The organism is Aurantiacibacter zhengii, assembly GCF_003584125.1.
In the GTDB taxonomy this organism is placed as follows: domain Bacteria; phylum Pseudomonadota; class Alphaproteobacteria; order Sphingomonadales; family Sphingomonadaceae; genus Alteraurantiacibacter; species Alteraurantiacibacter zhengii.
On the sequence record NZ_QXFL01000001.1, the window covers coordinates 85,188 to 109,328 of the forward strand.

Below are 24,141 nucleotides of genomic sequence, written 5' to 3' on the forward strand. Positions count from 1 at the left end.
CTGTTCTCCTTCATATGTTTGCTATCGACAGGTGAGAGATAATCTCAGCCGTCGGTTTGATCGTCGATCCGCGCAAGGCTCTCTTCTTTACCGAGGAGAACGAGCACGTCGAAAATTCCGGGCGAGGTTGTTTGCCCCGTAAGCGCAGCGCGGAGCGGCTGCGCCAGTTTGCCGAGCCCCAGTTCGAGCTCTTCCGCGTAGGCCTTCAAATTGGCCTCCAGCGCGTCGATTGTCCAGTCCGTTTCGCCGCGCAACCGATCCGCGATGGCACGAAGGCGGGCGCGAGCTTCATCATCCAGCAACCCTGCGGCTTTCTCGGTCAATTCCAGCGGACGCTGCTTGAACAGGAAAGACGCACCGTCTGCCAGTTCGTTGAGGTCACGGGCGCGGGTCTTCAGCTCGGGCATGGCCCGGGTCAGCAGTTCCACATCGGCATCGGGGTCGATCAGCGGCGCGACCAGCCTGGCAAGCCGCGCATCGTCTGCCTGGCGAATGTAATTGCCGTTCATGCTCAGCAGCTTCTTCATGTCGAAGCGGCTCGGGCCCTTGCCCACGGCATCGATATCGAACAGCGAGATGGCTTCCTGGCGCGTGAATTCTTCCTGGTCGCCGTGGCCCCAGCCAAGGCGAAGGAGGTAATTGAACAGCGTTTCGGGCAGGATACCCATGTCGCGATAGTCGCGCACGCCCAGGGCGCCGTGGCGCTTTGAAAGCTTGGCCCCGTCATTGCCGTGAATCAGCGGAACATGGGCATATGTCGGCTCTTCCCAGCCATCCTCGATACCCTGCATCGCGCGAATAACCTGTATCTGCCGGAAGGCATTGTTCAGGTGGTCGTCGCCGCGGATGATATGGGTGCAGCCCATGTCCATGTCGTCCACCACCACGGCCAGCATGTAGGTGGGCGTGCCGTCGGCGCGCAGCAGGATGAAGTCGTCGATCTCGCGGTTGTCGACCTTAACGCGGCCCTGCACGGCATCCTCGATCACCGTCTCGCCGCCTTCGGGGGTCTTGATCCGGATGGTAAAGGGCGCGCCTGCGGGCGCTTCGGAGGGGTCGCGGTCGCGCCAGCGCCCGTCATAACGCAGCGGCTGCTTCGCGGCCTTCTGCTGTTCGCGCATCTCCGCGAGTTCCTCGGGCGAGGCGAAACACTTGTAAGCGTGCCCGGCCTCCAGCAATTTCAAAGCCACTTCGGCGTGCCTTTCGGCGCGCTCGCTCTGGTAGACGACATCACCGTCGAATTCGAGGCCCAGCCAGTCCAGTCCTTCGATGATGACATCGATTGCTTCCTGGGTGGAGCGCTTCTTGTCGGTATCCTCGATCCGCAGCAGGGCGGTGCCGCCATGGTGGCGGGCATAGAGCCAGGAGAACAGGCCGGTCCGGGCATTGCCGATATGCAGGAAGCCGGTTGGACTGGGTGCGAAGCGCGTCACTACCGGACGCTGCTGCGAACCATTGCCAATCGAACTTGCCATAACCGCTTGTTTCCTGTCCTATATTTTCATGGCCACCGATTATCAGCCCCTGGTACCGCTGGGCGAGGACGCTGGCGATGGTGCGACGCAGCACACGCCTTGGCGAAAGCTGCGGGATTTGTCCAGAGTAGCTGATCGCGCAGAACAATTCCTGGCAAGTTCGGGCTTTGACAGGGGGCCGTGGTTGGCCGTGGCCCTGGCTGCCGGGATAGGTGCATGGTTCGCATTGCCGGGGCCGGCGACATGGGTGCTCACGATCGCGGGCGGACTGGTCCTCGCCCTTGGCGCAGTTGCCGCATGGAAGGCGCGAGATGACCGTGTCCACCTGGTGCATGCGCTGGTCGCCTGCGGCCTCCTGCTGGCATTCGGCACCGGTCTGGCGTGGGCGCGCTCCGACCTTGTGGGGGCCGAGGCCCTGGAAAGGCCCATTTACGACACGTTTCGCGGCCGCGTGCTGGAGCGGATCGAGCAACCCGCTCAGGACCGCATAAGGGTTGTCATGGCCACGCGGCATCCGGAGAGCGCCGAGCCGATCAAGATACGCGTGAACGTGCCGCTGGATGTTGCCACCCCCGCTATCGCAGAGGGCGCCATGATCGAGGTGCAGGCCCGCCTGATGCCGCCCGCGCCGCCCATGCTGCCCGGGGGATATGACTTTGCGCGAACCGCCTGGTTCGAAGGATTGGCGGCCACGGGCAGCGTGCAGGGCGACATTCGCGTGCTGGAGCCAGGGGCGCCGGATGGCGATTTCATCGCAGGGTTGCAAAGGCGCCTATCGGGCCATGTTCGCGAAAACCTGGATGGCTCCGCCGGAAGCATCGCTGCCGCCTTCGCCAGCGGGGACCGGGGTGCGATCAGCGAAGCTGACGAGGACGCGATGCGGGATGCGGGTCTCACGCACCTGCTCTCCATCAGCGGATTGCATGTCAGCGCCGTTATTGCAGGCACCTATTTGCTGGCAATCAGGCTGCTGGCGCTCTGGCCCGCGCTGGTGTTGCGGGTACGCCTGCCGGTGGCTGCGGCGGGCATCGCTGCGCTGGCGGGTATCGGCTATACCCTGCTGACGGGAGCACAGGTGCCCACCGTGCGCAGCTGCATTGCCGCGCTGCTGGTGCTGGGAGCCCTTGCGATGGGGCGAGAGCCCCTTTCGCTGCGCATGGTTGCCGTCGCTGCCGTAGCTGTCCTGTTGCTATGGCCCGAAAGCCTGGTTGGCCCCAGCTTCCAGATGAGCTTTGCGGCCGTGATTGCCATTGTCGCGCTGCATAACGCCGAGCCGGTGAAGCGCTTCCTGGCCCCGCGGGAAGAGGGGCGCGCCGGATTGCTGGGTCGCCAGACACTGATGTTGATGGCAACCGGCATGGTGATCGAGATCGCGCTGATGCCGATCGTGCTTTTTCATTTTCACCGGGCGGGCGTCTACGGCGCTTTTGCCAATGTCATCGCCATACCGCTGGTGACTTTCATTTCAATGCCGCTGATTGCCCTTGCACTGGCACTGGACCTCGTGGGCCTCGGCGCGCCAGCCTGGTGGCTGGCCGGTCTTTCGCTGGACCTGCTGGTGGGTATAGCCCATTTCACCGCCAGCCAGCCCGGCGCGGTCAAGCTGATACCCCAGATCACCGGCCTGACGTTCGCGCTTTACGTGTTCGGTGGCCTGTGGCTCGCCCTGTGGCGGGGAAGGGCACGTCTGTGGGGATTTGCGCCCGCCGTTCTTGCCACGGCCATGCTGTTGACGACGCCCATACCCGACGTGCTGATTTCCAGCGATGGCCGCCATGTCGGGATCACCGGAGAGGACGACCGGCTGCTGATCCTCCGCGACACGCGCAGCGATTACACGCGGGACAACCTGCTGGAACTCGCAGGCGTAGAAGGAGAGCCGATTGCCATGGCGGATTGGCCCGGTGCAGATTGCAGCGCCGACTTCTGTGTGGTCACGCTGGATCGGGGCGGGCGCGAATGGCACGTGCTGATGAGCCGCAGCCGGAACATCGTCGGCGAGCGCGCCCTGGCAGCCGCCTGCGAGCGGGCGGATATCGTGGTTTCCGAGCGCTGGCTGCCGCATAGCTGCGAGCCCAAATGGCTCAAGGCCGACGCGCGCATGTTGTCCCAGTCGGGCGGGCTGGCAGTGGTGCTCGGCCAAGAGCCAGAAATTCGCTCGGTCGCAGACACGCAGGGCGAGCATGGCTGGTGGCGCGGGCGAGAGGATATTCGCTGAACACCAAGGTGTTGCAGAGCCGTCTGACGCAAAAGAGGCGGCACCCTGCCTCGGGTACCGCCTCCTGCAATTTCGCTTGGTAGTACCAGCCCTAGTGGTAGCGGCGCAGGAGCCCTGCAAGCTTTCCCTGCACCTTTACCTGCCGGTCTTCGTAGACCTGCGGATCGTAGGAAGCATTGGCCGGGTCCAGGCGGATCTTGCCGCCATCGTGGAACAGGTACTTCAGGGTCGCTTCCTCGTCATTGACGAGAGCCACCACGATATCGCCGTCGCGTGCGGTGTCTGCCTTTTTCACGAGGGCGTAGTCGCCATCGAAGATGCCGGCCTCGATCATGGAATCGCCCGAAACTTCCAGCGCGTAGTGTTCGCCAGCGCCTAGCAGGGCAGCGGGCACGGGAAGCGTCTGGCTGTCTTCCAAAGCCTCTATCGGCACACCTGCAGCAATCCTGCCGTGCAGCGGAATTTCGATCACGTCGTTGGCCGGTTCGGGCTGCCGAGCGGGCGGAGTGGCGACCTTCGCCACGACGTCGGACGCCTTGCTTCCCAGGTTTTCCGGCATCTTGACCACTTCGAGCGCGCGGGCACGGTTCGGCAGGCGGCGAATGAAGCCACGCTCCTCCAAAGCAGAAATCAGGCGGTGAACACCTGACTTGCTCTTCAGGTCGAGCGCTTCCTTCATCTCCTCGAAGCTGGGCGAAATACCGCTTTCTTCAAGTCGACGGTGAATGAACAGCAGCAATTCGTGTTGCTTGGCAGTCAACATGGGCAAGCCCCTCATCAATGTTCCACTTTGGAACGAATAAGGAACAATTAAGAAACAGATTCGCGCAAGTCAAGCGATACCACCATTCTGGATGCGATAGGTCGGCACCACGTCGCCCACTTTCGACGAAGGGGCGTCGATGTCTCTGCCAATCAGCACGTCGGCACCGGCCAGGGCGCGCAAGGCGCTGCTATCCCTTTCCTCGATCAACTCGACCGCGCCTCCGACAATCCGTCCTCGCAAGAACTCGGCGCGAGGGCCCCCAGCAGGCAAAGGCGTGTTGCAGGCCATCGGCATGGGTAACGGCAGGAAATGGCGGGCCCCGGCCATCTTGCGCAGCAGGGGAAGGAGGAAGAAATAGGCGGTCACGAAACTGGACACGGGATTGCCCGGCAACCCCAGCACGATCTGCTTTCCGCGTGTTGCGACCAGCAGCGGCTTCCCCGGCTTGATGGCCACGCGCCAGAATTCGATCGTGGCGCCCCATTTCTCCAGCGCGGGTCTCACGAGATCGTGGTCTCCCACCGAAGCGCCCCCGCTGGTCACGATGACATCAGCGTCGGAGGCCGCCTGAAGGCTTTCGAGTAGGGCCTCGATTCGATCGCGTACCGGCCCGATGCGGTGTATTTGCGACACGAGCGAAGCTGCCATTGCCGCAATCGCCGCCCCGTTGCTGGCGGGTATCTGGTGGGCGTCGCAATTCGCAGGATCGGTGCTCAGTTCGTCCCCGCTGTCGATTACGGCGAGAGAAGGTCGTCCATGCACCGGGAGGGTCGCATTGCCGCCTGCCAAGGCTAGCGCCAATTGGGCCGGACCTACGCAGGTTCGCGCTTGCAACAGCAGGTCGCCTTCCGAAAAATCGAAACCCTTGCGGCGGATATGCTCTGCGCCGGGTTCGCCTTCGCCGTTGCAGGAAACGGTATTGCCGTGGCGCGCCGCGTTTTCCTGCAACAACACCGCGCCTGCGCCTTGCGGCATGATGGCACCGGTCGAGATGCGGACCGCCTCTCCTGCTTTCAGCGCCTTGCCGAAGGGATGCCCTGCGGCACTTTCGCCCACCACAGTCCACGGCCCGGCAAGGTCGTCTGCGCGCACGGCATAGCCATCCATGGCGGAAAGATCCGAACCGGGCTGGGTGCGGCGAGCTATCAGGTCTTCTGCGAGGTAGTAGCCCGCGGCGTTCCCGGTCTCCACGCTTACCGCGGGCAGGGGCGAGGCAAACGCGCATAGCCGGGTTTGCGCTTCCTCCAGCGGAATCGGCGGCCCGGCACTCACTCCGCGCGCCAGTCGCCGCTCTTGCCGCCCGACTTTTCCAGCAAGCGGACGTTTTCGATCACCATGCCCTTCTCCAGCGCCTTGGCCATGTCGTACAGGGTAAGGAGCGCGACGGTCGCCGCAATGAGGGCTTCCATTTCTACGCCGGTCCTGCCGGTGAGCGCGGCGCGCGCAGTGACGGTCACGCCGTCCTCTTCATAATCGAAGTCGATGCTGACGGTATCCAGGGCCAGCGGGTGGCATAGAGGAATGAGGTCACCGGTCTTCTTGGCAGCCATGATCCCGGCAATTCGCGCTGCCGCAAGGACGTCACCCTTGGGGCCGCTGCCATTGCGAACCGCTTCCCGGGTGGGTGGCGACATACGGATCTTGCCCGCAGCGGTGGCGCTACGCATGGTTTCCGGCTTGTTGCCGACATCTACCATGCGCGCCGCGCCGGTATCGTCGAGATGGGTCAGTCCGCTCATGGCGCCGACCTATCGCAGATCGCCCGATGGGAGCAATGCCCTTGGCCCGCAGTTCTGGTGAACCTTATCGCCGTTTAGGTGAACCTATCCGTTCAGCAGGGTGCGCGTGGCGGCTTCGACATCGGCCTGCCGCATCAGACTTTCCCCGACCAAAAAGCACCGGACGCCGGATTGCTCCAGCCGGAGGCAATCGGCATGCGTGTTGATGCCGCTTTCGCCCACAAGCAGCGATCCCTCAGGCGCCAGAGCGGCAAGCCGTTCGGTCGTGGCGAGATCGGTAGTGAAGGTCTTGAGGTCCCGGTTGTTGACGCCGATCAGCCGGGAGGTGAGCCGGGTTGCGGCGCGCTCCATCTCGGTTTCGTCGTGCACTTCCACCAGCACGTCCATCCCGTGATCCAGCGCTGCCGCCTCGATCTCGGTCATCAGGGCATCGTCCAGCGCGGCAACGATGATGAGAATGGCATCGGCACCCAGCGCACGGCTTTCCGCCACCTGCCACGGGTCGACCATGAAATCCTTGCGCAAGACCGGCAGCGCGCAGGAGGCGCGGGCTTCCAGCAGATAATCCTCGTGTCCCTGAAAATAGGGCGCGTCAGTGAGCACCGACAGGCACGCAGCGCCGCCCGCCGCGTAGTCCATTGCATGTTGGTGCGGGCGGAAATCCTCGCGGATCAGCCCCTTGGATGGAGAGGCCTTCTTGATCTCTGCCACCAGCCCGAACCCGTCTGCCGCTTTCGCCTCCAAGGCATCGCGGAACCCGCGCGGCGCGCTTGCTTGCGCAGCGAGGCGTTCGAGATCCGAAAGCGTGTTCAGGCCCTTGCGGACACGCACTTCCTCGCGCTTCGTGGCGCAGATTTCGTCGAGCTTGTTCATTTCGCGGCCGCAATCCAGCAGTCCAGCAGGGCCTTGGCCAGCCCCTTGTCGAGCGCTTCGGCAGCTTCCTCGACCCCGTCTTCCCAGCTTTCCACTTCGCCTGCGACGATCAGCGACGCTGCGGAGTTGAACAGCACGGCATCCCGGTAGGGGCCGGGTGCGCCCATCAGCAGGGCTTCCAGCGCTCTTGCATTGTGAACCGCATCGCCGCCGCGGATTGCCTCTACCGGCGCGTGCGGCAATCCGCCGTCCTCGGCGCGAACGCGCCTCATCAGCACTTCGCGGCCCTGCACGTCGGCAAGTTCGTTGCCTTCGTCCAGACTCAGCTCGTCCAGCCCTTCGTCACCCGAAACGATGAAGGTCCGCTCGGTGCCAAGGCGGGCCATGGCATTGGCATAGATGGGAACATAGGCGGGGCGGGCGATACCGATCAGTTGCCGCCTGACGCGGGCCGGGTTCGAAAGCGGGCCCATCAGGTTGAAGATCGTGCGCTTGCCCAGCTTCTGCCGGATAGGCTGGATGCGGGCCATGGCCGGATGATGGTTCTTGGCGAACAGGAAACAGATCCCGATCTCGCGCAGGGTATGTTCCGCCGTGCGTCCGGCCGCGTCCATGTCGAGGCCCAGCGCCTCTAGCGTATCGGCAGCACCGGCCTTGCTGCTGGCAGCCCGGTTGCCGTGCTTTGCCACCGGCACGCCGCAGGCGGCGACCACCAAAGACACGGCGGTGGAGACGTTGAGCGTGTGATGACCGTCACCGCCGGTGCCGCACACGTCGATGGCGTTGGCGGGGGCCTCGATGGGGATCAGCCGCTCGCGCATGGCGCGCGCCGCCCCGGTGATCTCCTCGGCATGTTCGCCGCGGTCGGACATGACCGAGAGGAAGTCGGCGATTTCCTCTTCCGAAGGCTTGCCATCCAGCATGTCGGCAAAGGCGCGCTCGGCCTCGTCCTCTGTCAGCGGATGATCGACGGGCGGCAGCACGTTCATGCCGCCAGCCTTTCCGGCAGTTTCGCATCGATCCCGCAGATCCGGCAGAAATTGGCGAGCAATTTATGGCCGTGCTGGGTGGCGATGCTTTCGGGATGGAACTGGACGCCGTGGATCGGAAGCTCTGCGTGGCGAAAGCCCATCACGGCCGTCCCGTCCAGCCCCGGCGTTTCGCTGGTGGCGTTGACGCGCAGGGAGGCAGGAATATCCTCGACGATCAGCGAGTGATAGCGGGTGGCGATAAAGGGCGAGGGCAGGCTCGCGAACACTCCGCTGGAATCGTGATCGACCGGCGAAGTCTTGCCGTGCATCAGTCCGCCCCGCGCCACGGTGCCGCCGAAATGCTGGCCGATGGACTGGTGTCCCAGGCATACCCCCAGCAGCGGGCGCTGCGCGTCGGCACATGCGGCAACCACGTCGAGGCTGATGCCAGCCTCGTTGGGCGTGCACGGGCCGGGTGAGAGCAAAATGCCCTTCGCGCCCGTTGCCAGCGCCTCGCTGGCGGTCAGCGCGTCGTTGCGCACCACGTCCACCTTCGCGCCCAGTTCCATCAGGTAATGGACAAGGTTGAATGTGAAGCTGTCGTAATTGTCGACGACAAGAATGTCGGGGTGCTGGCTCATGCGGCTGCCTTTTGCCTGTCAGCGGCGCGTGATCAAGCGGATTTGCCCGCAAACTCGTCGGTCGCGCGCACCAGACCGTCGATGATGCCAGGTTCGGAGGCGCTGTGCCCGGCATCGTGGACGATCCTCAGCTCGCCCTCCGGCCATACCTTGCTGAGCGCGTGGGCGGACGTTGGCGGCGTGCAGATATCGTGACGGCCCTGCACGATGATGCCGGGAATACCCTTCAGCTTGTCGGCATTGGCGAGAAGCTGCCCGTCCTCCAGGTAGAAGTCGTCGAGGAAGAAGCGCGCCGCGATCCGCGCCATCGGCAGAGCGGTGGCGGCATCGGAATAGTGTTCGAGCAATGCAGGCTTGGGCAGCAAAGTCGCGACGTTGCCCTCCCACAAGGCCCAGGCGCGGGCGGCCTCGAGGCGAACCGCCTCGTCGTCGCTGACAAGCCGCTGGTGGAATGCGCTGACAATATCGCCGCGTTCGCTTTCGGGGATGATGCTGATGAAATCTTCCCACGCCTCGGCCATGATCTCGCTAGCACCGTACTGGTAGAGCCAGTCCTTCTCCTTCTGGCGCGCGAGGAATACGCCGCGCAGCACCAGTTCGCTTACCCGCTCGGCATGTTTCTGGGCGTAGGCAAGGGCGAGGGTGGCTCCCCAACTGCCGCCGAACACCTGCCATTTGTCGAACCCGCACATTTCGCGCAGCCTCTCCATGTCGGCAACGATCCGCCAGGTGTCGTTATGCTCTATCTCTGCAAAGGGCAGCGACTTGCCGCATCCGCGCTGGTCGAACAGCAGGACATCGTAGAGTTCGGGGTTCCACTGGCCGCGATGGTCGGGGCCGATGCCCCCGCCGGGGCCGCCGTGGAGCATCACCGCCGGTTTCGCACCCTTCGTTCCCACCCGTTCCCAGTAGAGCGAGTGGCCTTCGCCGACATCCAGCATGCCGGAATCGAAAGGTTCGGTGATCGGATAAAGGTCGCGGTATTGCGTCATTGTTCGGTGTTCCTCTCGCGCACGATGATCATGGGGCCGATGGACGGCCCGCCATCCATGCGCCCCTTTGCCGGGTCCCACATCTGGGAAACGCTGCCATCCAGGAAAAGGGCATTGTTCACGCGCAAAACGTCGCGGTAGAGGCGGGCCAGCTTGCCGAAACTGACCGGTGCCTCGCTGATGATGAAATGCGCGCGTCCCGCCGCATCCACGCCCACGGCGTTGCGCGTCTTGTGACTGGTGCCATCGGGATCGAAGGCTGGATGCAGTTCGCCGTTGATGACCAGCATCGGGCCGGACTGGGTGGCGAAATGCGGGCGGCCTTCGATCTCCCGGGCGAAACGGTCGGTGTCCCAGACCCGCCACGGCCCTTCCGCCGCCTCGCCGAAAAAGACCCCATTCGGCAGCAGGTGGAAATTGCCGGGTCCTTCGTTCTGGTTCAGCACCGTCAGGCGCAGCCCGTCTTCCACGTAATAGCCGATAGGCCGACCCTCGGCATCGAACATGCCGCCATTCATGACCATGGCGATTTGGGAGGTTTCGCCGCCGAGTTCGTCGGCCAGCTTTTCGAAAGATCGATAGGGTTGGTCTGAATCCTCTGGCGAAAGGTCCAACGCTATCGCGTGTCTTGCGGGTTCGGCCGTGCAATGGGTGAAAGGCGAATCCTCGAACACCAGCGGTTCGCAGATCGAGGCGCGCGGCTGTTCTTCGCTGCCTTCCGTGCGGATCGAGCAGGCGGCGAGGGCAAGCAGCGTGAAGCTGGCAAAGGCGCGCTTCACGCCGCCGTTCACTGGCCGAAGCCCGGTTCGCTGGCGACTGCCACGGCCTCCCGCGCAGCGGCGATGAGGGCACCTGCCTTGTGACGGCATTCGGCGGCTTCGTACGCTGGATCGCTGTCGGCCACGATGCCCGCGCCCGCCTGCACGTGCATGGTACCATCCTTGACCACGGCAGTGCGCAGGACGATGCAGCTGTCTACAGACCCGTCCGGCGCGAAATAGCCCACGCCCCCGGCATAGGCACCGCGCGTTTCCGGCTCCAGCTCGGCGATGATTTCGCAGGCACGGATTTTGGGCGCGCCGCTGACTGTGCCTGCCGGGAAGCCCGCGAACAGTGCGTCGAGCGCATCCTTCCCGTCGGCAAGGCGCCCCACCACGTTGCTGACGATGTGCATCACGTGGCTGTACCGCTCGATGGTGAAGCTGTCTGTCACGCTCACGCTGTCCGCCCCCGCCACGCGGCCCACGTCATTGCGGCCAAGGTCGAGCAGCATCAGGTGTTCGGCGCATTCCTTCGGATCGGCTAGCAGGCTTTCCGCATTGGCCTTGTCCTCGCTCTCCGTCGCGCCGCGCGGGCGGGTGCCGGCGATAGGGCGTATGGTGATCTCTCCATCGCGCACACGCACCAGGATTTCGGGACTGGAGCCGACGACCGCGAAGCCGGGCAGGTCGAGGAAGTAGAGAAACGGCGAGGGGTTCACCCGGCGCAATGCGCGGTAGAGCGCGATGGGCGGCAGCGGGAAGGGGCAGGTAAAGCGCTGGGCCAGCACAACCTGGAAAACGTCGCCCGCGGTGATGTAATCCTTCGCCCGCAGCACCATGCTCTCGTAATCTTCCGGATCGGTTACCGCTTCCAGAGCCAGATCAGGCATCTCGGCAAGGCGATCTGCGCGCGGAATTTTCTCGCCCAGCTTGCGCAGGGCTTCATCGATGCGTTCACCGGCGCGCTCTATCATCGCATCGGTTTCACCTCCGCTCGCCCACAGCGGCGTGATGACATAGAGCGCGTCTGTCAGTCGGTCGAACACCAGGACAAGGGCCGGGCGCGCAAACAGCATGTCGGGCAGGGCCAGGTCGCTTTGCGGCGCGCGCGGCAGGGTCTCGACAAGGCCGATGGTCTCGTAACCGAAATAGCCCACCAGGCAGGAAAGAGCGGGCGGCAGGCCGTCGGGCACGGCAATGCGGCAGGTGTTCGCCAGCGCGCGCAACTGCGTCATGGCGTCGCCGGGAAGGGGCGCGAAGGCCGCGCGGTCGTGCCGCCAGTCGCGGTTGATTTCCGCCGTCGCCCCCGTCGCCCGGAACATCAGGTCGGGGTCGAGCCCCAGCAGGCTGTAGCGACCGCGGATTTCACCACCTTCGACCGACTCCAGCAGGAAATCGCCGCGGCCCGGCTCGATCAGCTTCAGCGCTGCACCGATCGGCGTTTCCGTATCGGCCACCACCCGGCGCCAGACGAGCGTGTTACGCCCTTCCGCCAGAGCCTCTCGCGCGGCTTGTGCATTGTGCGGCGCTGCGACCAATGGCCGTGGCCTACTGGCCCGCGCCGGTCAGCGAGGCGCGAACCGCGTCGACGGCGGCAGCATTGGTCTCGACATCGAACGAACGCTCAGCCGCGGCCAGGAACTGCGCGAGATATTCTTCCGAAGCAGCCTGACCCAGCTGGCGTTGCGTTCCGGTGAGGACCGGATCGTTCTCGGCCAGCTCGGCAGAAGAAATTTCGTCCAGCTTCATGACGTACCAGACGTTCGCCTGATCCAGGCGCACCCGCTTCACGCTGTCTTCTGCCATGGAGAAAAACAGCAGGCTGGCGCGCGAAAGCTGCCCGCTCTCGGCCAGTTGGCGACGGTTAAGTTCCAGCGGCTCGGGCGCGGGCAGATCGACGTCTTCGGCGGCAACCGCTTCGGCAAGCGAGGAGCCTTCGCGCACGCGTTCGACGATGCGCGCGGCGGCAGCGGCGGCGGCGGCCATCCCGCGATCGCGGCGCCATGCCAGCGTTACCTGTTCGCGGATTTCAGCCAGCGGCGCTGCGGCACTGGGTGTTACATCGGAGACTTCGAACAGCATGAACTGCTGGCCGGGTACGATTTCGGCCAGTTCGGGGTCGCCTTCCGCCATCTCGAACGCAAACCCGACCACCTGCTGCAGTTCCTGCGCAGCGCGCTCGGGCGTTCCGTAGATAGCGCCGTCCGCGGTCAGCGGCCGCGTGGTCTGGATTTCGAGGCCAAGCTCGTCGGCGGCTTCCGACAGGCTGCGTCCGTCCGCTAGTTCATCTTCGAGGCGCTCGGTCAGTTCGTTGAGCGCGAGGGTACGCTGTTCGGCGAGCAGTTCCTCGCGGATCGAATCGCTCGCCTGTGCAAGCGTCCGGCCGCTGATCTGCGTTACGTCATCCACGCGCAGCACGTACCAGCCCAGTTCGCCGCGCGCCGGGCCGACCACGGCCCCTTCGGCACCCGAGAACCCGGCCTGCGCAACGGCAGCGGATGCCTCGGAGGTGAGTGCGTCACGCTCCAGGTCGGTAAGGGCGATGGTGCTGAGCCCCTTCGAGCGGGCCGAAGCCTCAAGCGATACGCCGCCCTCGACTTCGTCGATTACCGCCTGAGCGGCGGCCTGCGTCGGCACGACAAGCTGGGTGAAGCTGCGTTGCTCGCTGGCAGCGTAGACGCTGCTGTCGCGCTCGTAACGGCGCGCAATCTGCTGCTGCGTGATAGGAGGAAGGTTACCAACCGCATCGATATCGAAAGTCACATAACGCAGCACGCGGCGTTCGGGCCGGATGTAACTGGCCCGGTTGGCCTCGTAATATTCCTGAAGCTGCTGCTGCGACGGTGCGCCCTGCGGTGCGAACGCGCCGGCGGGGATGGCTGCGGCGCTGCCCCGGCGGGTGTCGTTGATAAGCTGCGCATAGCGGCGGTTGAAACTTTCGGGCAGCTGCGCCCCGTAACCCAGCGGCATGACCAGCTGGCGGGCATAAAGGCCCGTGGCGAAGTCCTCGCGCACCACGTTCTCGTTGAGGTTGCGCTGGCGCAGTACGGCGCGGAAGGTTTCGGCGCTGAAATTGCCGTCCAGTCCCTGAAAAGCGGGGATAGAGGTGATTTCGCTGTCCACCAGCCTGTCGCTGGCGCGCAGACCGAGGGAGCGGCCGAATTCGGCAACCGAATAGCGGCTGATCAGCTGGTCCAGCACCTGGTCCAGCCCACCCTGCTCGACGAAGGCTTCCATCGTCAATGTCGGGTTTTCGGCACGTTCCTGCTGCAGCGCGTTGTTCGCCGCGGTCTGCAGGTCCGAGGTGGCGATGCGGCGATCGCCGACGACTGCCACGCGGTCTCCACCGGTCACGCTGCCGAACATACCGGTATTGGCCACGTCCGAACTGGCGAAGGCGAGAGCGATGAGCCCCAGAAACGCGAGGGTAACGCCAATGCCGATCTTGGACTGGAAGAACTTGCGGAAGAAGGTGATCATCGATGTTTCGTTTTCTGTTGCTGGCAGCGGCGCGGGAAAGCGCGCCTCTTTTCGCGGGCCGCCTTATCCGCCCTGATACTCTGCCGCAACAGCAAGACTCACCTTTCCGACAAAGTGGAAAACCTGCTTTGACAAGCCGGTGGCGGCCGACTAGCGGACAGGGACATATTTGCGGGTTGAAGGCGCGCCGCGCCACTCGACTGCTTTCAACGTCACGGAAATGTTACAGAAAATGACCACACGACCCTACATCGTTGGCAACTGGAAGATGCACGGTACGCGGGCCATGCTGGCCGAGGCGCGCGCCATCGATCGCGCTGCGGAGCGGCTGCTGAAGGTCGAAGTCGCCATCGCGCCGCCGTTCACGCTGATTCACGCCACGCGCAAGGAAGCCAACCTAATCGGAATCGGTGCGCAGGATGTGCACGCCGCTGATGGTGGTGCCCACACCGGCGATGTCTCTGCCGCGATGGTAAAGGATGCCGGTGCTGGTTTCACCATTGTCGGGCATTCCGAACGCCGTGCGGACCACAAGGAAACCAACGCGCTGGTGAAGGAAAAGGCGGAAGCCGCCATTGCCGCCGGGATGAACGTGATCGTCTGCGTTGGGGAAACCGAGGAAGAGCGCGACGCGGGCAAGGCCGAAGCGGTCGTTGCAAAGCAGCTTACTGGCTCCATGCCGCAGGGTGAGGGCGTCGCCGAAAAGGTGACCGTCGCCTACGAACCGGTATGGGCCATCGGCACTGGGCGCACGCCGACGGTGGACGATATCGGCGCCATGCACCGGTTCATCCGCGAAAAGCTCGTCTCGACCTTCGGCGAAGAAGGTGAAACGGTTCGCATCCTCTACGGCGGATCGGTGAAGCCGGACAATGCAGCCGAACTGCTTTCCGCCGACGAGGTTGGCGGCGCACTGGTTGGCGGGGCCAGCCTGACGGCCGAGAGCTTTCTGGGCATTATCATTGCGGCGGCAGAAGACCAGGACGACAAGTCCTGATGCCATGAACGCGCCCGGCGCTCTCGCCCTTGTGGGCAGGCGCCTGTGCGACTATGTGGGCAACCACTCCCGTTTCAGCCAGGAATAGGCTTACAATTTCGTCATGTTCATTTTCGTTACCGTTCTGCAGGCCATCGTCGCCGCCACGCTCGTCATCCTCGTGCTCATGCAGCGTTCTGAAGGCGGCGGTCTTGGAATTGGCGGCGGGGGCAGCCCAGGCGGCCTGATGTCGGCCCGCGGTGCGGCGGATTTCCTGACGCGCGCAACCAAGTGGTCGGCCATCCTATTCGTGTCCCTGTCGATCGTGCTGGCTGCGCTGGCTGTCGACGTATCGGGCCAGCGCGAGTTCGACGACACGCTGGATCGCTCCACCACGTCCTCCGGTGCCGCGGTACCGAGCGAAGCCGCTCCGGTGCAGGAACCGGCCCCCGTGGAAGACCCGCTGGCCGATATCGCCGAATAGAGTTCGAACGGGGATAAAACCCCGAATTGGTAAAAATTGATACCAAAGCGCTTGCGCCGAATCCGCGTGTGAGCTTAAGGCCCGACTCCCATGGCGCGGTACATTTTCATAACCGGCGGCGTGGTCTCCTCGCTTGGCAAAGGTCTCATGGCAGCATCGCTTGCTGCCCTTCTCCAGGCGCGTGGCTACAAGGTCCGCATTCGTAAGTTCGACCCCTATCTCAACGTGGATCCGGGGACGATGAGCCCCTACCAGCATGGCGAAGTCTATGTGACGGACGATGGGGCAGAGACCGATCTCGACCTCGGTCACTATGAACGCTTCACCGGGGTATCCGCCCACCAGAACGACAACATCACGTCGGGCCGGGTCTATCGCGACATCATCGCGAAGGAACGCCGCGGCGACTACCTGGGCGCAACCGTCCAGGTGATCCCCCACGTGACGGACGCGATCAAGGAATTCGCGCTGGCCGACCAGGGCGACCATGATTTCATCCTGTGCGAGATCGGCGGTACCGTGGGCGACATCGAGAGCCTGCCGTTCATGGAAGCCATCCGCCAGCTGCGTAACGAGCTGGAACCCGACCAGACCCTTTCGGTCCACGTCACGCTGGTGCCCTATATCGCCGCTGCCGGCGAACTGAAGACGAAACCCACGCAGCACTCCGTGCGCGAACTGGCATCGCTCGGCATCAAGCCCGACGTGCTGCTGTGCCGCTGCGAACATCCGCTGCCCGACAGCGAACGGCGAAAGATCGCCAACTTCTGCAACGTGCGCATGGAATCGGTTATCCCGGCGCTGGACGCCACTAGCATCTATGCCGTGCCGCAGCAGTATCACGGGGTCGGACTGGATAGCGAAGTGCTGCGCCATTTCGGCATGCTTGGCACGTCGAACCCGCCGGACATGGCGCGCTGGGCCGACGTGGTCGATCGCTACGAAAATCCCGAGGGTGAAGTCACGATCGGTGTGGTGGGCAAGTACGTCGGCCTGCCCGACGCCTATAAATCGCTGAACGAGGCACTGGTGCACGGCGGCATGGCCAACCGCACCAAGGTCAAGATCAAGTGGATCGACGCGGAGATATTCGAGCAGGACGATGCCGAAATCGCCGCTGCGCTTGAACCGATGCACGGCATCCTCGTGCCCGGCGGTTTTGGCGAGCGCGGTTCCGAAGGAAAGATCGCCTCGGTCCGCTTCGCGCGCGAACGCAAGGTGCCGTTCTTCGGGATCTGCCTTGGCATGCAGATGGCCTGCATCGAGGCTGCTCGCAATACGGCGGGCATCGGTGCGGCATCGTCCACCGAATTCGGCGAAACGCCGGAACCGGTTGTCGGCATCATCACCGAATGGATGAGCAAGGAAGGCCTGCAGAAGCGCTCCGAGGAAACCGACCTTGGCGGCACGATGCGGCTTGGCGCCTATGAGGCGAAGCTGGCCGGTAACAGCCATGTTTCCGGCATCTACGGCGGGGCAAGTTCGATCTTCGAACGCCATCGCCACCGCTACGAAGTGAACTCGCATTATATCGAGGCTCTGGAAGCTGGCGGGCTGATTTTCTCGGGCATGTCGCCCGATGGACTGCTGCCCGAAATCGTGGAGCGGCCCGACCACCCGTGGTTCGTCGGCGTGCAGTTCCATCCGGAGTTGAAAAGCCGCCCGTTCGACCCGCACCCCCTGTTCAGCGGCTTCATCGCCGCCGCGCTGGCGCAATCGCGACTGGTATAGTTTCCGCAAACTTGCGGGAGATGGTTATTGCGGCATGCTCCGATTGCCGAGAATATCCTTGCATAGAACGCCCATCAGCGCGTAACGCCCTTGCAAGGGTAAGGGGGTCGATATCACCAACCGGAGTTGGTATGCGGACCCTCATCTCATGACTACCGGTTCAAGCCGACCCAGTGATGGCAACGGGGGTTTCCAGATCTTGTCGGTTCGGTCTTGCCTGTAGGGAGCGGCTGTCTCTTGCGACCCGGACAGCCATTTCCAAAGGCGAGTCGGCGCTAGACGTCGAGGGGGCGAGGCTTTAGCGGGCCTCGCCCCCAACCCGTTCAACCTTGATGATCGGGGTTAATGGCTCAGGCCGCGTCGGCCTGGTCGCCATCCTTCTTCTTGTTTTCGACAACCTTCAGCGAATTGCCGCCGATAGAGATTTTCTTGGGCTTCATCGCTTCGGGCACTTCGCGCACCAGGTCGATCACCAGCAGGCCATCGGCAAGGTCGGCAGCCGATACGCGCACGTAGTCGGCCAGTTCGAAGCGGCGTTCGAACCCGCGATTGGCGATGCCGATGTGCAGCATCTCGCCTTCGGAGGCTTCGTCGCGCTTGCGACCCTGAACGGTCAGCAGGTTCTGCTGCGCAGTGATATCGAGATCTTCCGACCGGAAACCGGCCACGGCGATGGTAATGCGATAGGCATCTTCATCGCGGCGCTCGATATTGAAAGGGGGGTAGTTGTCGCCGCTGTTGCGGGCGTTGTTCTCCAGCAGGTCGAACAGACGGTCGAACCCGACGGTGGAACGGCGATAAGGGGTAAAGTCCATACGGTTCATTTGAAACAAATCCTCTTCTGAGCAATTTGACACTATGTGCGGACCCGCTTTCGGCATCCGCAGGATTGAGATAGGAAGGCGGAAAACCGCTTTCAAGAACTGTCGCTTCACCGCTTTTCAGGGGAATTTCGTGAGTACGCCAAAGGTCGAAATCTATACCAAGATGTATTGCGGCTTCTGCCACCGGGCCAAGCGCCTGCTGGACGAGAAGGGCGTGGAATACGAGGAATACGACATCACCCTGGGCGGCCCCAAGCGCGCCGAAATGATGGATCGTCGCCCCGGCGCATCCACCGTCCCGCAGATTTTCATCGACGACAAGGCGATCGGCGGATCGGACGACCTCGCCGCGCTGGAGCGCGACGGCAAGCTGGACGCGATGCTGGGGCTTTAGGCCAGCACCATGCCCAGAATCGCTATCTTGCAGATGACGACGGGTATCGATCCCGTTGCCAACGCCGACACCATCGCCGATGCCGCCAGCCGCGCGGCGGGCGAGGGCGGGCAGATGCTGTTCACGCCCGAAATGGCTGGCCTGCTGGACCGTGACCGCAAGCGCGCCTCGCAGAACATCGTGCCAGAGCGCGAGAGCCCGGTTGTCGAACGTGTATCGCGCGCTGCGGAGGACGCTGGCATCTGGATATCGCTCGGCCTTCCCGTCCTGCGCGAGGATGGGCGCTGGGCGAACAGGGCGCTGGTGTTCGATGATAAGGGCGCCGTGGCCGGGAGATACGACAAGATCCACATGTTCGATGTGGAGCTGGCCTCGGGCGAAAGCTGGCGCGAATCCGCTGCCTACGCCCCCGGGCAGCAGGTTGTCACGGTAGACGATACGCCGGTCGGCAGACTCGGGCTTACCATCTGTTACGATATCAGGTTTCCCGCCTTGTTCGAGGAACTTGGACGCCGGACCTGCGACACCATCGCAATTCCCGCAGCCTTTACCGTGCCCACGGGGAAGGCCCACTGGCACATGCTTCAGCGGGCGCGTGCGGTGGAGGCGAGCGCCTTCGTCGTGGCCGCGGCGCAGGTTGGCCGGCACGAGGACGGGCGCGAGACCTACGGGCACTCGCTGGCCATCGATCCATGGGGCGAAGTGGTGCTGGACATGGGCGGGGACAGGGCAGGAATGCAGCTGTGCGATATCGATCTTGGCCGCATTTCAGAAGTGCGCAAACAGTTGCCCAGCCTTGCCAACAAGCGCGATATCCCTAAATCCAGCGCGCAATGATCGTATTCGACCTTTCCTGCGACCAGGGCCATCGATTCGAGGGATGGTTCGGCTCGTCCGAAGACTTCGCGTCGCAATGTGAGCGCGGGCTTGTGTCCTGTCCAACCTGCGGCTCTGAAGATGTAAGCAAGGCCCCGATGGCTCCGTCCGTTGGCAGGAAGGGAAACCAGCAGCAGGCGGGCGGTGTTCCGCAATCCGCATCGGACAGGGCCGGAAAGGGCCTGTCGAACACGCCGATGACTCCCGAAGTTGCCCATGCCATCGAAAAGCTTGCAAAGGCGCAGGCACAGGCGCTGAAGAACAGCACCTGGGTGGGCAAGGATTTCGTCGAGCAGTCGCGCGCCATGCACTATGGCGAGCGGGACCATGCCGCCATCCACGGCGAGGCAACCGTGCAGGAAGCGCGCGAATTGCTGGACGAAGGTGTGCCGGTCGCACCCCTGCCATTGCCGGTCGCACCCCCCGAAGACCTGAACTGATTGCCTCCCGCGCCATGGCGCATTAGGGGGTGACTCGCGCGCCCGTAGCTCAGTCGGATAGAGCATCGGATTCCTAATCCGGGGGCCACAGGTTCGAATCCTGTCGGGCGCACCAGTGGTCAATGCCCCGCAAGGGGTGTTGCCCAATGGTTTGACCCTGTCAGATTCATCCTCGTTCGGAGTCGAAGGCCCGCAGGGCCACAGACGACGGAGCGGCGCAGCCGCGAAGTAATCCTGTCGGGCGCACCAAAAAGGGCAGCACCCGGTGAGGATGCTGCCCTTTTTTGCATTGTTATGATCTATGTCGTCAGGCGTCGACGGTCTTTGCGTCCTTCGCATCGAGCACGCCGCGCCGGATCTGGTCGCGTTCCATGCTTTCGAACAGGGCCTTGAAGTTGCCTTCGCCAAAGCCTTCGTCGCCCTTGCGCTGGATGAACTCGAAGAACACCGGGCCAACCTGCGCTTCTGCAAAGATCTGCAGGAGGAGGCGAGGGGAGCCGCCTTCGGTCGTCCCGTCGAGCAGGATGCCGCGGGCCTTCAACTGGTCAACGTCTTCACCGTGGTCGGGCAGGCGTTCGGGCAGCATCTCGTAATAGGTTTCGGGCGGAGCCGTCATGAACGGAACGCCGAATTCCTTGAGCTTGTCCCAAGCGGCGACGAGATCGTCGCAGATCAGGGCGATGTGCTGGATACCTTCGCCGTTGAATTCGCGCAGGAACTCCTCGATCTGGCCCTTGCCGCCTTCACCCTCTTCGTTGAGGGGGATGCGGATCTTGCCATCGGGAGCCGTCAGCGCCTTGGACGTGAGGCCTGTGTATTCGCCCTTGATATCGAAGAAGCGGATTTCGCGGAAGTTGAACAGCGTCTCGTAATAGTCTGCCCAGTACTTCATCCGGCCGCCGTAGACGTTGTGCGTCAGGTGATCGATCACGTTGAAGCCGGCGCCTTCCGGGTGCTGTTCCACACCGTCGAGATACTCGAAATCGATGTCGTAGATCGACAAACCGTTGCCGTCCTCGTCGTGGTAGCGGTCGATCAGGTAGACAATCGCACCGCCGATACCGCGAATGGCAGGAATGCGCAGTTCCATCGGACCGGTCTCGACCTCGACCGGTTCGGCGCCGCGCTCCAGCAGTTCACGATAGGCCTTGGCCGCGTCCTTGACGCGAAAGCCCATCCCGCAGGCAGAGGGCCCGTGTTCCCGTGCGAAATACCAGGCAGCGCTGCGCGGCTCGTAGTTGAGGATGAGATTGATCTGGCCCTGACGCCAGAGCTGCACATCCTTCGAACGGTGCGAAGCGACGTGCTGGAAGCCCATCGCCTTGAACACGGGTTCGACAAAGCCCTTTTCCGGCGCGCAGAATTCAACAAATTCGAAGCCGTCGAGGCCGATGGGATTTTCGAAGAGATCAGTCATGGTTTCATATGTAACCTTTTTGTCGTCCTGGCGCAACTGCCAATCAATCCACCGGACAATCTGACGATCCCCGCGAATGCCGCTTGAATCGGTGAACTGTTTGTGATTCAAGGCGGTCTATGAATGCACTCGTCCACCGCAAGCAGATCGTCCGGGAGAGGATGGTCAACGCGATCGCTCTGCTGGTCCTCATGCTGATCGGCGGCCTGGCGCTTATCGGCCCCAGCGGCGTGCTGGCGTGGGGCGAGAATGCCGCGAGGCTGGGCGAGCACAAGCAGCGCATCGCATTGCTGGAGGAGCGCAAGGCGGAACTGGCGAACCGCGTGGCCTTGCTCGACCCCAACAATGTCGATCCGGACTACGCGGCAGAGCTCGTTCGCGGGAACCTGAACGTCATCCATCCGGACGAATATGTCGTCGAACTGGAACCGATCGACTGAAGTCGCGCTTCATCCATGCCAGCCTGGCGTGCGATGCAAACAATTTTCACCGTTCTGGTAAATGCGGGTAGCGCGTCGTTGCCACTGCGCAAATTGCGCGCCTATAGGCGACCTGATCACACGAAGACGCCAATTCTGGCGCGACGAAGGGGATTGCATCTTGGCCAAAACCTCCACCTCCAAAAGCTCTGAAAGCACGCAGCCTGCCACCGAAGAGGGAGCCTTTCCCCTTCATTCGCTGCAGGATGCACTGGAGAAGGAAAAGCGCTTCAAACCCAGCGACGAACAGCTGATGCATTTTTATGAGCAGATGCTGCTCATCCGGCGGTTCGAGGAGAAGGCGGGCCAACTCTATGGCCTCGGCCTGATCGGCGGGTTCTGCCATCTCTACATCGGTCAGGAAGCGGTCGCCATCGGCCTGCAGAGCGCGCTCGACAACGATCGCGACAGCGTGATCACCGGCTATCGCGATCACGGCCACATGCTGGCCTACGGCATCGATCCCAAGGTCATCATGGCCGAGCTGACCGGCCGCGCAGCCGGTATCTCCAAAGGGAAGGGCGGCTCGATGCACATGTTCAGCACCGAGCACAAATTCTACGGCGGCCACGGCATCGTGGGCGCGCAGGTATCGCTGGGCGGAGGTCTAGCCTTCGCGCACAAGTACAACGAGGATGGCGGCCTGTGCCTCGCCTATTTCGGCGACGGCGCGGCCAACCAGGGCCAGGTCTACGAAACCATGAACATGGCCGCCCTGTGGAACCTGCCCATCGTGTTCGTGGTGGAGAACAACCAGTACGCCATGGGCACGGCAGTGCGGCGCTCCAGCGCTGAGACCGAGTTCTACCGCCGCGGCACGGCATTCCGCATTCCCGGCATGGACGTGAATGGCATGGACGTGCTGGAAGTGCGCCAGGCCGCCGAAATCGCGTTCAAGCACGTGCGCGAGGGTAACGGCCCGGTGCTGATGGAATGCAACACCTACCGTTATCGCGGCCATTCCATGTCCGACCCGGCGAAATATCGTACGCGGGAGGAAGTGCAGGAGCAGCGCGAACATCACGACCCCATCGAGCGGGTGAAAAAGGATCTCGCCGCGGCAGGCGTTGAAGAGGACAAGTTGAAAGAAATCGACAAGGGCATTCGCGCCACGGTTGGCGAAGCAGCCGATTTTGCCGAGAAGTCACCCGAACCGGAGGCAAACGAACTCTACACCGATGTGCTGGTGGGGGAGTACTGAGCCATGGCAATCGAACTGAAGATGCCCGCCCTTTCGCCCACCATGGAAGAAGGCACGCTGGCCAAGTGGCTGGTGAAGGAAGGCGATACCGTATCCGCCGGTGACGTGCTGGCCGAGATCGAGACCGACAAGGCCACGATGGAATTCGAATCCATCGACGAGGGCACCGTGGGGAAGATCGTGATTGCCGAAGGTACCGAAGGCGTGAAGGTCGGCACCGTGATCGCAATCCTGGCGGGCGAGGACGAGGATGCCTCGGACATCGAAGTGCCCGCCGCAGAGGAATCGTCGGACGAAGTGAAGGACGTGCCGGGCGAGGGCAAGGACGTGGGCCGCGATGGCGATCCGCTGGATGTGGACAAGCCCGCCTCCAAGCCGCGCGCCAGCGATCCGGAAGTGCCCGAAGGCACCAACATGGTGAAGCTGACGGTGCGTGAAGCCCTTCGCGATGCCATGGCCGAGGAAATGCGCCTCGACGACCGCGTGTTCGTGATGGGCGAGGAAGTCGCCGAGTACCAGGGCGCCTACAAGGTGACGCAGGGCCTGCTGGACGAATTCGGGCCGAAGCGCGTGATCGACACGCCGATCACCGAATACGGCTTTGCCGGTATCGGTACGGGCGCTGCCATGGGCGGTCTGCGCCCGGTGGTGGAGTTCATGACCTTCAACTTCGCCATGCAGGCGATCGATCACATCATCAATTCGGCGGCGAAAACGAACTACATGTCCGGCGGCCAGATGCGTTGCCCTGTGGTGTTCCGCGGCCCCAACGGCGCGGCCAGCCGCGTGGGTGCGCAGCACAGCCAGAACTATGGCCCGTGGTACGCCAGCGTGCCGGGCCTGATCGTGATCGCGCCTTATGACGCATCCGATGCGAAAGGCCTGCTGAAAGCCGCCATCCGCAGCGACGATCCGGTTGTCTTCCTCGAAAACGAGCTGGTCTACGGCCAGAGCTTCGAGGTTGCCCAGCTCGACGATCACGTGCTGCCTATCGGCAAGGCGCGGATCATGCGCGAGGGCAGCGACGTGACGATCGTATCCTACTCCATCGCCGTGGGCGTTGCGCTGGAAGCGGCGGCCGAACTGGCAGAGCAGGGTATCGAGGCCGAGGTGATCGACCTGCGCACGCTGCGCCCGCTGGATACCGATACGATCCTGGAAAGCCTCGCCAAGACGAACCGGTTGGTCATTGCCGAAGAGGGCTGGCCCACCTGTTCGATCGCGTCCGAAGTGGTGGCCGTCTGCATGGAGCAGGGCTTCGACCATCTCGATGCGCCCGTTCTCAGGGTGTGCAACGAGGATGTGCCGTTGCCCTATGCTGCCAACCTCGAGAAGATGGCGCTGATCGACAAGGACCGTGTGATCGCGGCCTGCCGCAAGGTCACCTACAAGGACTGAACCGG

General features: G+C 63.3%; 23 protein-coding genes and 1 tRNA gene. 11 read left to right on the forward strand and 13 right to left on the reverse strand.

The window, feature by feature from the left end; all coding sequences use genetic code 11:
* Positions 1-44 precede the first annotated feature (44 nt).
* Positions 45-1,475: a glutamate--tRNA ligase gene (gene gltX / locus D2V07_RS00395; protein WP_119584051.1), complete on the reverse strand. Its 1,431-nt coding sequence runs from the start codon at positions 1,473-1,475 to the stop codon at positions 45-47.
* Between the two features lie 28 nt (positions 1,476-1,503).
* Between gltX and D2V07_RS00400 the strand changes: the two genes are divergently transcribed.
* Entirely contained in the window at positions 1,504-3,693 is a 2,190-nt protein-coding gene (locus D2V07_RS00400) for a ComEC/Rec2 family competence protein (RefSeq protein WP_119584052.1), read from the forward strand.
* A gap of 91 nt (positions 3,694-3,784) precedes the next feature.
* On the opposite strand, the gene lexA is transcribed toward D2V07_RS00400, so the two are convergent.
* From lexA to D2V07_RS00450, 10 genes are all read right to left on the reverse strand, one after another.
* Positions 3,785-4,456: a transcriptional repressor LexA gene (gene lexA / locus D2V07_RS00405; RefSeq protein ID WP_119584053.1), complete on the reverse strand. Its 672-nt coding sequence runs from the start codon at positions 4,454-4,456 to the stop codon at positions 3,785-3,787.
* A gap of 69 nt (positions 4,457-4,525) precedes the next feature.
* Positions 4,526-5,731 carry a molybdopterin molybdotransferase MoeA gene (locus D2V07_RS00410; RefSeq protein ID WP_119584054.1) on the reverse strand — a complete coding sequence of 402 codons (1,206 nt, stop codon included), beginning with the start codon at positions 5,729-5,731 and terminating at the stop codon, positions 4,526-4,528.
* The gene (gene moaC, locus D2V07_RS00415; RefSeq protein WP_119584055.1) at positions 5,728-6,198 is read right to left on the reverse strand and encodes a cyclic pyranopterin monophosphate synthase MoaC; all 471 of its coding nucleotides are present in this window, start codon (positions 6,196-6,198) and stop codon (positions 5,728-5,730) included. The genes D2V07_RS00410 and moaC overlap by 4 nt, the downstream gene beginning before the upstream one ends.
* A gap of 84 nt (positions 6,199-6,282) precedes the next feature.
* Complete coding sequence (trpC, locus tag D2V07_RS00420) at positions 6,283-7,071, reverse strand: indole-3-glycerol phosphate synthase TrpC (RefSeq protein WP_119584056.1); 789 nt, start codon at positions 7,069-7,071, stop codon at positions 6,283-6,285.
* Positions 7,068-8,060: an anthranilate phosphoribosyltransferase gene (gene trpD / locus D2V07_RS00425; RefSeq protein ID WP_119584057.1), complete on the reverse strand. Its 993-nt coding sequence runs from the start codon at positions 8,058-8,060 to the stop codon at positions 7,068-7,070. The genes trpC and trpD overlap by 4 nt, the downstream gene beginning before the upstream one ends.
* Positions 8,057-8,683 carry an anthranilate synthase component II gene (locus D2V07_RS00430; protein WP_119584058.1) on the reverse strand — a complete coding sequence of 209 codons (627 nt, stop codon included), beginning with the start codon at positions 8,681-8,683 and terminating at the stop codon, positions 8,057-8,059. The genes trpD and D2V07_RS00430 overlap by 4 nt, the downstream gene beginning before the upstream one ends.
* Positions 8,684-8,715: 32 nt before the next feature.
* Positions 8,716-9,675, reverse strand: a complete 960-nt coding sequence (gene pip / locus D2V07_RS00435; protein ID WP_119584059.1) for a prolyl aminopeptidase — start codon at positions 9,673-9,675, stop codon at positions 8,716-8,718.
* Complete coding sequence (locus D2V07_RS00440) at positions 9,672-10,466, reverse strand: phosphodiester glycosidase family protein (RefSeq protein ID WP_233548183.1); 795 nt, start codon at positions 10,464-10,466, stop codon at positions 9,672-9,674. The genes pip and D2V07_RS00440 overlap by 4 nt, the downstream gene beginning before the upstream one ends.
* Positions 10,463-11,974, reverse strand: a complete 1,512-nt coding sequence (gene trpE / locus D2V07_RS00445) for an anthranilate synthase component I (protein ID WP_119584061.1) — start codon at positions 11,972-11,974, stop codon at positions 10,463-10,465. The genes D2V07_RS00440 and trpE overlap by 4 nt, the downstream gene beginning before the upstream one ends.
* A gap of 10 nt (positions 11,975-11,984) precedes the next feature.
* On the reverse strand, positions 11,985-13,916 hold the full coding sequence (locus D2V07_RS00450; RefSeq protein ID WP_119584062.1) for a peptidylprolyl isomerase: 1,932 nt from the start codon (positions 13,914-13,916) through the stop codon (positions 11,985-11,987).
* A gap of 232 nt (positions 13,917-14,148) precedes the next feature.
* Here D2V07_RS00450 and tpiA point away from each other — a divergent pair, with 232 nt between their 5' ends.
* From tpiA to D2V07_RS00465, 3 genes are all read left to right on the forward strand, one after another.
* A complete protein-coding gene (gene tpiA, locus D2V07_RS00455; RefSeq protein WP_119584063.1) occupies positions 14,149-14,913 on the forward strand; it encodes a triose-phosphate isomerase in 765 nt (254 codons plus the stop codon).
* A gap of 103 nt (positions 14,914-15,016) precedes the next feature.
* Positions 15,017-15,376: a preprotein translocase subunit SecG gene (secG, locus tag D2V07_RS00460; RefSeq protein WP_119584064.1), complete on the forward strand. Its 360-nt coding sequence runs from the start codon at positions 15,017-15,019 to the stop codon at positions 15,374-15,376.
* A gap of 90 nt (positions 15,377-15,466) precedes the next feature.
* The gene (locus tag D2V07_RS00465) at positions 15,467-17,107 is read left to right on the forward strand and encodes a CTP synthase (protein WP_119584065.1); all 1,641 of its coding nucleotides are present in this window, start codon (positions 15,467-15,469) and stop codon (positions 17,105-17,107) included.
* 350 nt (positions 17,108-17,457) lie between these two features.
* Here the strand turns inward: D2V07_RS00465 and D2V07_RS00470 are convergent, their stop codons facing one another.
* A complete protein-coding gene (locus D2V07_RS00470; RefSeq protein WP_119584066.1) occupies positions 17,458-17,931 on the reverse strand; it encodes an Hsp20 family protein in 474 nt (157 codons plus the stop codon).
* A 130-nt stretch (positions 17,932-18,061) separates the two neighbouring features.
* Here D2V07_RS00470 and grxC point away from each other — a divergent pair, with 130 nt between their 5' ends.
* The 4 genes from grxC (at position 18,062) to D2V07_RS00490 (ending at position 19,756) form a co-directional block, all read left to right on the forward strand.
* Positions 18,062-18,325 carry a glutaredoxin 3 gene (gene grxC / locus D2V07_RS18775; protein WP_267899730.1) on the forward strand — a complete coding sequence of 88 codons (264 nt, stop codon included), beginning with the start codon at positions 18,062-18,064 and terminating at the stop codon, positions 18,323-18,325.
* 9 nt (positions 18,326-18,334) lie between these two features.
* The gene (locus D2V07_RS00480; protein ID WP_119584068.1) at positions 18,335-19,162 is read left to right on the forward strand and encodes a carbon-nitrogen hydrolase family protein; all 828 of its coding nucleotides are present in this window, start codon (positions 18,335-18,337) and stop codon (positions 19,160-19,162) included.
* Complete coding sequence (locus D2V07_RS00485; protein WP_119584069.1) at positions 19,159-19,641, forward strand: DUF1178 family protein; 483 nt, start codon at positions 19,159-19,161, stop codon at positions 19,639-19,641. Before D2V07_RS00480 ends, D2V07_RS00485 begins: the two co-directional genes overlap by 4 nt.
* A 38-nt stretch (positions 19,642-19,679) precedes the next feature.
* A tRNA-Arg gene (locus D2V07_RS00490) sits at positions 19,680-19,756 on the forward strand.
* A gap of 192 nt (positions 19,757-19,948) precedes the next feature.
* Here D2V07_RS00490 and hppD read toward each other — a convergent pair.
* Positions 19,949-21,058, reverse strand: coding sequence for a 4-hydroxyphenylpyruvate dioxygenase (gene hppD, locus D2V07_RS00495; protein ID WP_119584779.1), 1,110 nt, complete (start codon positions 21,056-21,058; stop codon positions 19,949-19,951).
* 119 nt (positions 21,059-21,177) lie between these two features.
* Here hppD and D2V07_RS00500 point away from each other — a divergent pair, with 119 nt between their 5' ends.
* The 3 genes from D2V07_RS00500 to D2V07_RS00510 all read left to right on the forward strand — a co-directional run bounded on the left by D2V07_RS00500 (position 21,178) and on the right by D2V07_RS00510 (position 24,136).
* Positions 21,178-21,498, forward strand: a complete 321-nt coding sequence (locus D2V07_RS00500) for an FtsB family cell division protein (RefSeq protein WP_233548184.1) — start codon at positions 21,178-21,180, stop codon at positions 21,496-21,498.
* Positions 21,499-21,658: 160 nt separating this feature from the next.
* Positions 21,659-22,738, forward strand: coding sequence for a pyruvate dehydrogenase (acetyl-transferring) E1 component subunit alpha (pdhA, locus tag D2V07_RS00505; protein ID WP_233548185.1), 1,080 nt, complete (start codon positions 21,659-21,661; stop codon positions 22,736-22,738).
* A 3-nt stretch (positions 22,739-22,741) separates the two neighbouring features.
* The gene (locus D2V07_RS00510) at positions 22,742-24,136 is read left to right on the forward strand and encodes a pyruvate dehydrogenase complex E1 component subunit beta (protein ID WP_119584070.1); all 1,395 of its coding nucleotides are present in this window, start codon (positions 22,742-22,744) and stop codon (positions 24,134-24,136) included.
* Positions 24,137-24,141: the final 5 nt, after the last annotated feature.